Origin of the sequence: Polaromonas sp., from assembly GCF_018780625.1 — a bacterium.
GTDB lineage: Bacteria > Pseudomonadota > Gammaproteobacteria > Burkholderiales > Burkholderiaceae_C > Polaromonas.
The window spans coordinates 1-8,349 of the sequence record NZ_JADMJK010000112.1 but is presented as its reverse complement, the minus strand read 5'-3'; the positions used below and the strand labels follow the sequence as shown (position 1 = coordinate 8,349).

The 8,349-nt window shown below is 63.2% G+C and carries 7 protein-coding genes; all 7 read left to right on the top strand.

Features of this window, described 5'->3' with window-relative positions; translation table 11 throughout:
• Nucleotides 1-1,494: molybdopterin-dependent oxidoreductase (locus tag IV091_RS10085; RefSeq protein ID WP_293468258.1), on the top strand; the 1,494-nt coding region annotated here is incomplete at its 5' end.
• A 56-nt stretch (nucleotides 1,495-1,550) separates the two neighbouring features.
• A complete protein-coding gene (locus IV091_RS10080; RefSeq protein WP_293468256.1) occupies nucleotides 1,551-2,138 on the top strand; it encodes a DUF3305 domain-containing protein in 588 nt (195 codons plus the stop codon).
• Nucleotides 2,131-2,823, top strand: a complete 693-nt coding sequence (locus IV091_RS10075; RefSeq protein WP_293468254.1) for a DUF3306 domain-containing protein — start codon at nucleotides 2,131-2,133, stop codon at nucleotides 2,821-2,823. The genes IV091_RS10080 and IV091_RS10075 overlap by 8 nt, the downstream gene beginning before the upstream one ends.
• Complete coding sequence (locus IV091_RS10070; RefSeq protein WP_293468252.1) at nucleotides 2,750-4,840, top strand: 4Fe-4S binding protein; 2,091 nt, start codon at nucleotides 2,750-2,752, stop codon at nucleotides 4,838-4,840. Before IV091_RS10075 ends, IV091_RS10070 begins: the two co-directional genes overlap by 74 nt.
• 2 nt (nucleotides 4,841-4,842) lie before the next feature.
• Nucleotides 4,843-5,472: a molecular chaperone TorD family protein gene (locus IV091_RS10065; protein WP_293468250.1), complete on the top strand. Its 630-nt coding sequence runs from the start codon at nucleotides 4,843-4,845 to the stop codon at nucleotides 5,470-5,472.
• 235 nt (nucleotides 5,473-5,707) lie between these two features.
• A complete protein-coding gene (locus IV091_RS10060; protein ID WP_293468248.1) occupies nucleotides 5,708-5,914 on the top strand; it encodes a formate dehydrogenase in 207 nt (68 codons plus the stop codon).
• Nucleotides 5,915-5,941: 27 nt separating this feature from the next.
• Nucleotides 5,942-8,349 (top strand): molybdopterin-dependent oxidoreductase (locus IV091_RS10055; RefSeq protein WP_293468246.1); only part of this gene is annotated, 2,408 nt, incomplete at its 3' end.

Below are 8,349 nucleotides of genomic sequence, written 5' to 3'. Positions count from 1 at the left end.
ACGCTGCAGTTCAAGGCCGACACCGATGTGGCCATGCTCAATGCGCTGATTTACACGGTGATCGACGAGGGCCTGGCCGACCAGGACTTCATCAGCAGGCGGGTCAACAACTACGAAGCCTTGAAGGAAAACGTCAAGGGCTACAGCCCCGAGGCGATGGCGCCGATTTGCGGCATTCCGGCGGCCACGCTGCGCGAGGTGGCGCGGGAATTCGCCAGGGCCAAGGGCGCGATGATTTTGTGGGGCATGGGCGTGAGCCAGCATGTGCACGGCACCGACAACGCGCGCTGCCTGATCGCGCTCTCCGCCGTGACCGGCCAGATCGGCAAGCCCGGCTCCGGCCTGCATCCGCTGCGCGGGCAGAACAATGTGCAGGGCGCCAGCGACGCCGGCCTGATTCCGATGATGTTTCCCAATTACCAGCGTGTGACTGATCCAGTTGCGCATGCCTGGTTTGAAGACTTCTGGAAAACACCGCTCGATGACCAGCCCGGCTACACCGTGGTCGAGATCATGCACAAGATCCTCGCGCCCGAGGCCGACCCGCACAAGGTGCGCGGCATGTACATCATGGGCGAGAACCCGGCCATGAGCGACCCCGACCTGAACCATGCGCGCCACGCGCTGGCCAGCCTGGAGCACCTGGTGGTGCAGGACATCTTCATGACCGAAACCGCCTGGCTGGCCGACGTGGTGCTGCCCGCCAGCGCCTGGCCCGAGAAAACCGGCACGGTCACCAACACCGACCGCATGGTGCAGCTGGGCCAGCAGGCGATTGCGCCGCCGGGCGATGCGCGGCCCGACCTGTGGATCGTGCAGCAAATGGCGGCCGGCATGGGGCTGGACTGGCATTACGAAGGCCCGAACGAAGGCGTGGCTGCCGTCTACGAAGAAATGCGGCGCGCCATGCATACGGCTATTTCAGGCGTTACCTGGGAGCGCCTGCAGCGCGAAGCCAGCGTGACCTACCCCTGCCTGAGCGAGGACGACCCCGGTGCGTCTATCGTGTTCCTGGACCATTTCGACACCGACGACGGCCGCGTGCACCTGGTGCCGGCCGACATCATTCCGGCCAACGAGCGGCCCGATGCCGACTACCCGTTTGTGCTGATCACCGGGCGGCAACTGGAGCACTGGCACACCGGCAGCATGACGCGCCGCTCGGAAGTGCTGGATGCGCTGGAGCCGATGGCCACCGCTTCGCTGTGCGGCGCCGACCTGCTGGCGCTGGGGCTTGCGCCCGGCGATGTGGTCACGGTGCAGTCGCGCCGGGGCGAGGTGGCGATCCATGTGCGCCGCGACGACGGCACGCCGCCAGGCGCGGTGTTCATGCCGTTTGCCTACTACGAAGCGGCGGCCAACTTGATGACCAATGCCGCGCTGGACCCGTTCGCGAAAATCCCGGAGTTCAAGTATTGCGCCGTGGCGATACGGCGCGGCGGCGATGCAGCAGTGGCAGCGGGCTATGGTGGGGGCGCCGTTCATGGCGGGTAGTTCACTCCAAAAGGGCATTCCTGAAGTGGGCATGAAGACCGCCGTACACTCGCGCCATGCTTGATTTTTTGTTGCAATCCCCCGCGCCGGATGGGGCGCCTGGTCGCCCGTTTACCGTGGTAGCGGTGGTCATGTGCCGCGAACGCATCGACAACGTCTGGCAGCCCTGGCGCTGGGTGCTGGCCGATGTGGTGCCCCAGCAAGACGGTTTTGGCGACCGGCCCCGTTTGCTGCTGAAGGACGAGCGCGAAGAGCGCTGGCTGCATCCGGGTTTCAAGGTCGAGCTGCTCACCACCGATGCAGAAGGCTACTACCTCAATGTCACCACGCAGCAGCCCTGCTTTTGGGTGGTTTGGCGCATGGAAGAAGAAGCTGCGCTGGCCGGCGAGCCGGTGGCCGTGCCGCAAATTGTGACGCTGAGCTACCACGATGCCGGACGCTGGCTGGATGCGCAGGAAACCGTGGAGCAAGTGCCCGCGCCGCCGCAGGTGGTGCAGTGGCTGCAGCAATTTGTGAACGCGCACCATGTGCTTGAGGCCAAGCGCCGCCAGCGCCCGCAAAGCTTCAAGACCCTGCAGGACCGCTTTGGCAACCCGGCGCGGGTCAGCACTGACAAAAAATTTGGAGGCGGTGGCCATGGTTGAGCCCGCCAACGGCTTTCTGGGCCGCTGGGCGCGCCGCAAGACGGATGCGCTGCAGGGTAAACCCCTGGACGAACCGGCTGCGCCGGTCAAGCCCGTAGCGGCCGCTACACCCGTGGCCACGGCAGCGCCCTTGCCGGCGGCTGATGCCGGCGAAGCCGCGCAGCCAGAAAAAATCCCGCTGTCTCTGGAAGACGTGCGGCAGCTGGGCAAGGATGCCGACTTCAGTCCTTTCATGGCGCGCGACGTGGGCCCCGAGGTGCGCAACGCCGCCATGAAAAAGCTGTTCACCGACCCGCATTTCAACGTGATGGACGGCCTGGACATCTACATCGACGACTACTCCATTGCCGACCCCATTCCCGAGTCCATGCTGCGGCAGATGGCGGGCGCCGAGTTTTTAAAGCTGTTTGACCACGAGAAAAAAGACGAAGAAACCACCACTAGGGACGGCAACCCGGCCGCATCGCCAAGGGAAACTGCGCATACGCCCGGCCTTGCGTCCGTGGCACAGTCTCCTGATGCGCCGGACCTCGCCGGTTTGCCGCCTCCCATGCCCGAAAATTCCAGCCAACCCGAGTCCATAGCTGACTCCGGCGCCAGCCAACAAGACCATGCCAACACTCATTTGCGACTGCAACCAGACCATGCCCCTACAGCCCCAGACGCTGGGCGCGGCACTCAATGAACCCCTGACGCTGCATTCAGCGCTGTGCCGCCGTGAAGCGGGCGCCTTCCAGAAAGCGATTCAATCAGGCGACGATGTGGTGGTGGCCTGCACCCAGGAAAAGCGCCTGTTCCTGGAGGTCGGCCAGCAAACCCAGGGCGTGCGCTCGGTCATCAAGTTCGTCAACATCCGGGAGACCGGCGGCTGGAGCCGGGACGCTGGCCAGGCCAGCCCCAAGATTGCCGCCTTGCTGGCAGCGGCCCATTTGCCCGACGCCGAACCGGTGGCCACCGTGACCTACAAGAGCGCGGGCCGCCTGCTGATCATTGGTGAGCTCGATGCGGCCGAGCGCGCTGCCGAACTGGTCTCGGACGCGCTGGATGTCACGCTGTTTAGCTTGGGCGCGGGGCGCAACGGCGGCTTGCAGGAGCGGCGCTACCCGGTGCTGGCCGGGCAGATCAGGCAGCTGACCGGATGGCTGGGTGCGTTTGAGTTGAATTGGACGCGTAGCAACCCGATTGACCTGGACCTGTGCACCCGCTGTAATGCCTGCCTGTCGGCCTGCCCGGAAGGCGCCATCGGCTTTGACTACCAGATTGACAACAGCCTGTGCCAGTCGCACCGGGCTTGCGTGAAGGTGTGCGGCATCGCCGGCGCCATCGACTTCAGCCGCGCGCCTGAGAGCTTTAGCGACAAGTTTGACCTGGTGCTTGATCTGCGCGCCACGCCGGCGTTCACTCAGCATGCGCTGCCGCAGGGCTATTTCCGCTGGGACGGCCAGGATAGCCGCACGCTGCTGCAAGTGCGTTCGCTGGTGGGCGAGTTTGAAAAGCCCAAGTTCTTCAATTACAAGCAAAAGCTGTGCGCGCACAGCCGCAACGAACAAGTCGGTTGCAGCGCCTGCATCGACGTGTGTTCGGCCTCGGCCATCAGCAGCGAAAAAAGTCGCCAGCAGATCAAGGTCAACCCCAACTTGTGCGTGGGCTGCGGCGCCTGCACCACCGTCTGCCCGACTGGCGCCATCTCCTACGCCTACCCGCGCCCGGCCGAGCAGGGTACCAAGATCAAGACGCTGTTGAGCACTTACAGCAAGGCTGGCGGCCAGCAGGCTGCGCTGTTGCTGCACAGCCAGGACGCCGGCGCGCGCCTGCTGGGCGATTTGGGGCGCATGGCCCGCCTTGATGCCGCCACCCGGGGCGTGCCGGCGCGGGTGATTCCGATGGCCTTGTGGCATACCGCATCAAGCGGGCTGGAGTTGTGGTTGTCCAGCATTGCCTACGGCGCGTCGCAGGTATGGGTGCTGATGACGGGCGAAGAGGCGCCCGAATACCGCCATGCCCTGCGCGAGCAGATGGCAGTGGCGCAGGCTATTTTGACCGGCCTGGGCTACCAGGGCGAGCACTTCCGAATTCTGGAGGCCCGGGATGCGCGTGACCTGGCCGGGCTTGACGTGCAGTTGCAGGCAGCAGCGGCGCAGGGCGTGGCGAAGGCCGCCGGTTTTGCGGTGCAGGCCGACAAGCGCGCCACGCTGGACCTGGTGCTGGACCACCTGATGACGCACGCGCCTGCCGCGCTGCCCGAGGCGATTGCGCTGCCTGCCCAGGGCGCACCTTTTGGCAGCCTGGTGGTCAATGCCGACACCTGCACGCTGTGCCTGAGCTGCGTCAGCGCCTGCCCGGCCAGTGCGCTGCAAGACAACCCCGACCGCCCGCAGCTCAAATTCATCGAGAAAAACTGCGTGCAGTGCGGCCTGTGCGCCAGCACCTGCCCTGAAAACGCCATTACGCTGCAGCCGCGCCTGCTGCTCACGCCGCAGCGCAAAGAGGCGCGGGTGCTGAACGAAGCGCAGCCCTACCAGTGCATACGCTGCAGCAAGCCTTTCGGCACCCTCAAGGGCATCGAGTCCATGCTGGGAAAACTGGCCGGGCATGCGATGTTTCAGGGCGCGGCTGCAGACCGGCTCAAGATGTGCGGGGACTGCCGGGTCATCGACCTGTACTCCGCCGACAACGAAATCAAGATCACGGATATTCGCTAACCATGTCACTCCCTACCGCGCAAGCCCAGCTCGTTCCGTCCACCCTTGACGAAGAAACCGCACGCGCCGAAATCTACGGCCTGCTGGCCGACCTTTACTACGCGGCGCCCACGGCCCAGTTGCACGAAAACCTGCGCGTCGCCGTGACCGAGGCGCCCGCAGCGGGTGCCTTGCTTGAAAGCTCATGGGCCGAGCTGGTGGCCGCCGCCCGCACGCTGAGCCTGGCAGACATACGCGCCGAGCACGATGCCTTGTTTGGCGGCGTGGGCAAGCCCGAGGTGTACGTTTTTGGCTCCCACTATCTCAGTGGATTCCTCAATGAAAAGCCGCTGGCCGCCTTGCGCACCGACATTGCGGCCCTCGGGCTGGCGCGCGACGAAGCGATGCCGGAAACCGAAGACCATGTGGCCTACCTGTGCGAAGTCATGCGCTACCTGATTGCCGGCGACGATGTGGAGGTGGCCAACCTCACGCGCCAGCGTGAATTTTTTGCGCGCCATGTCCAGCCCTGGGTGCCCCGCATGTGCGACGTGCTCATGGAGCATCCCAAGGCCCGTTTTTACCGCGCACTGGCGGGTTTTACGCAGGCCTTTGTCAGCATTGAGGCGCAGGGTTTTGACATGCTGGCCTGATCCCGCGCCTGCCGCATTCAATTAAAGCGTATTCGTCTCAAATTGAGACACTTCATGCCATGAATAGAACTGTGCAAACGGTAATATTGATTATCGTTTTCCCCTAGTTGGTGCGTTGATGTGCTGCAGCCCATTGTGGTGCGAAGCGCGCTCACGTACAGTGGTCAACTGTTAACTGTTAATAGTCATGCCGTTATTTCGTGATACAGACTGCAGCGGCTCCCAGGAGATTTATATGCAAGACACTTCATTAAAACCCTCGCGCCGGGGTTTCTTTTTCGGAGCGGCCGCCACGGGTGCCGCAGCAGCAGCCATGGTTGCCTTGCCGGGCGCGCCCGCGCTGCAAGCCGCAGTGCAAGCGCCCAAGCCCGCGCCTGAAAAAGGCGGTGGTTACAGCCTGTCGGAACACGTCAAGCGCTACTACAAAACCGCGCGCCTTTAATTCATCTTCATTCTCACGGAGAGCTCCATGCTGCTCACGAAAAAAACAAACAGTCTTCAGGGTGATCACGCGCATCGCGCCGGCTCCGCACGTTTTGTGCAAAGCCTGTCGCGCGGCCTGTCCAATGCCTTGCCCACCATGGACCGACGCGCCTTTTTGCGGCGGTCAGGTCTGGGCGTCGGGGTTGGCCTGGCCGCTACCCAGCTGACGCTGGTTAAAAAAGCCAACGCTGCGGCGCCCGTCGCAGGCAGTGGCGCTGGAAAAATCGAGGTCAAGCGCACCGTCTGCACGCACTGCTCGGTAGGCTGCGCGGTGGACGCCGTGGTTGAAAACGGTGTCTGGGTTCGCCAGGAAGCGGTGTTTGATTCGCCCATCAACCTGGGTGCGCATTGCGCCAAAGGCGCTGCGCTGCGTGAGCACGGCCACGGCGAATACCGGCTGCGCTACCCGATGAAGCTGGTCAACGGCAAGTACGAGCGCATCAGCTGGGACGTCGCCCTCAATGAGATCTCGGACCGCATGCTGGCGCTGCGCAAGGAAAGCGGGCCCGATTCGCTGTACGTGGTCGGTTCCTCCAAACACAACAACGAGCAGGCTTACCTGCTGCGCAAGTGGATGAGCTTTTGGGGCAGCAACAACTGCGACCACCAAGCCCGTATTTGCCATTCGACCACGGTGGCGGGTGTGGCCAATACCTGGGGTTATGGCGCCATGACCAATTCGTACAACGACATGCAAAACAGCAAGTGCGCGTTGTACATCGGCTCCAACGCCGCCGAGGCCCATCCGGTCAGCATGCTGCACATGCTGCACGCCAAGGAAACTGGCTGCAAGATGATCGTGGTCGATCCGCGCTTCACCCGTACCGCCGCCAAGGCCGACGAATACATCCGCATCCGCTCCGGCTCCGACATTCCCTTCCTGTTCGGCATCCTGTATCACATCTTCAAGAACGGCTGGGAAGACACCAAGTACATCAACGACCGTGTCTACGGCATGGACAAGATCAAGGAAGAGGTGCTGGCCAAGTGGACGCCGGACAAGGTCGAGGAGGCTTGCGGCGTGCCCGAGGCGCGTGTCTACCTGGCGGCTGAAATGATGGCCAAGAACCGGCCGTCGACCATCGTATGGTGCATGGGCCAGACCCAGCACACCATCGGCAATGCCATTGTGCGGGCTTCCTGCATTTTGCAGCTGGCGCTGGGCAATGTCGGGAAATCCGGCGGCGGCACCAACATTTTCCGGGGCCACGACAACGTGCAGGGCGCCACCGACGTCGGCCCGAATCCCGATTCGCTGCCCGGCTACTACGGCCTGGCCGAAGGCTCGTGGAAGCATTTTGCCAAAGCCTGGGGTGTGGACTTTGACTGGATCAAGGGCCGCTATGCGTCGCCTGCCATGATGGGCAAGCCGGGCATTACGGTCTCGCGCTGGATTGACGGCGTGATGGAGAAAAACGAATTCATCGACCAGGACTCCAACCTGCGCGGCGTGTTCTTCTGGGGCCATGCGCCCAACTCCCAGACCCGTGGCCTGGAAATGAAGCGCGCGATGGACAAGCTGGACTTGCTGGTCGTCGTCGACCCCTACCCTTCGGCCACCGCCGCCATGGCCGCGATGCCGGGCAAGGCCGAAGACCTGAACCCGAATCGCGCCGTTTATCTGCTGCCGGCTGCCACGCAGTTCGAAACGTCCGGCTCGGTCACGGCTTCGAACCGTTCCCTGCAGTGGCGTGAAAAAGTGATCGAGCCGCTGTGGGAAAGCCGCAGCGACCACATGATCATGCACCAGTTTGCCGAGAAGCTGGGCTTTGCCAAGGAGCTCTCCAAGAACTTCAAGATGCAAAAGGTCAAGGGCATGGACGAGCCCGTGCCTGAAGACATCCTGCGCGAGATCAATGGCTCTATGTGGACCATTGGCTACACCGGCCAGAGCCCGGAGCGGCTCAAGGCGCACATGCGCAACATGCATCTGTTTGATGTGAAGACGCTGCGCGCCAAGGGCGGGACCGACAAGGAAACCGGCTACGACTTCACGGGCGATTATTTTGGACTGCCATGGCCTTGCTACGGCACGCCAGCGCTCAAGCACCCGGGCTCGCCGAATCTGTACGACACCTCCAAACACGTGATGGACGGCGGCGGAAATTTTCGCGCCAACTTTGGTGTTGAGCGTGAAGGCAAGAGCCTGCTGGCGGAAGATGGCTCGCACTCCCTGGGCGCAGACATCACCACCGGCTACCCGGAGTTTGACCACCTGTTGCTGAAAAAGCTGGGCTGGTGGGACGACCTGACCGAAGCCGAAAAGACAGCGGCCGAAGGCAAGAACTGGAAGACCGACATGTCAGGCGGCATCCAGCGCGTGGTGATGAAGGTGCATGGCTGCCATCCGTTTGGCAATGCCAAGGCGCGTGCGGTGGTGTGGAATTTCCCGGA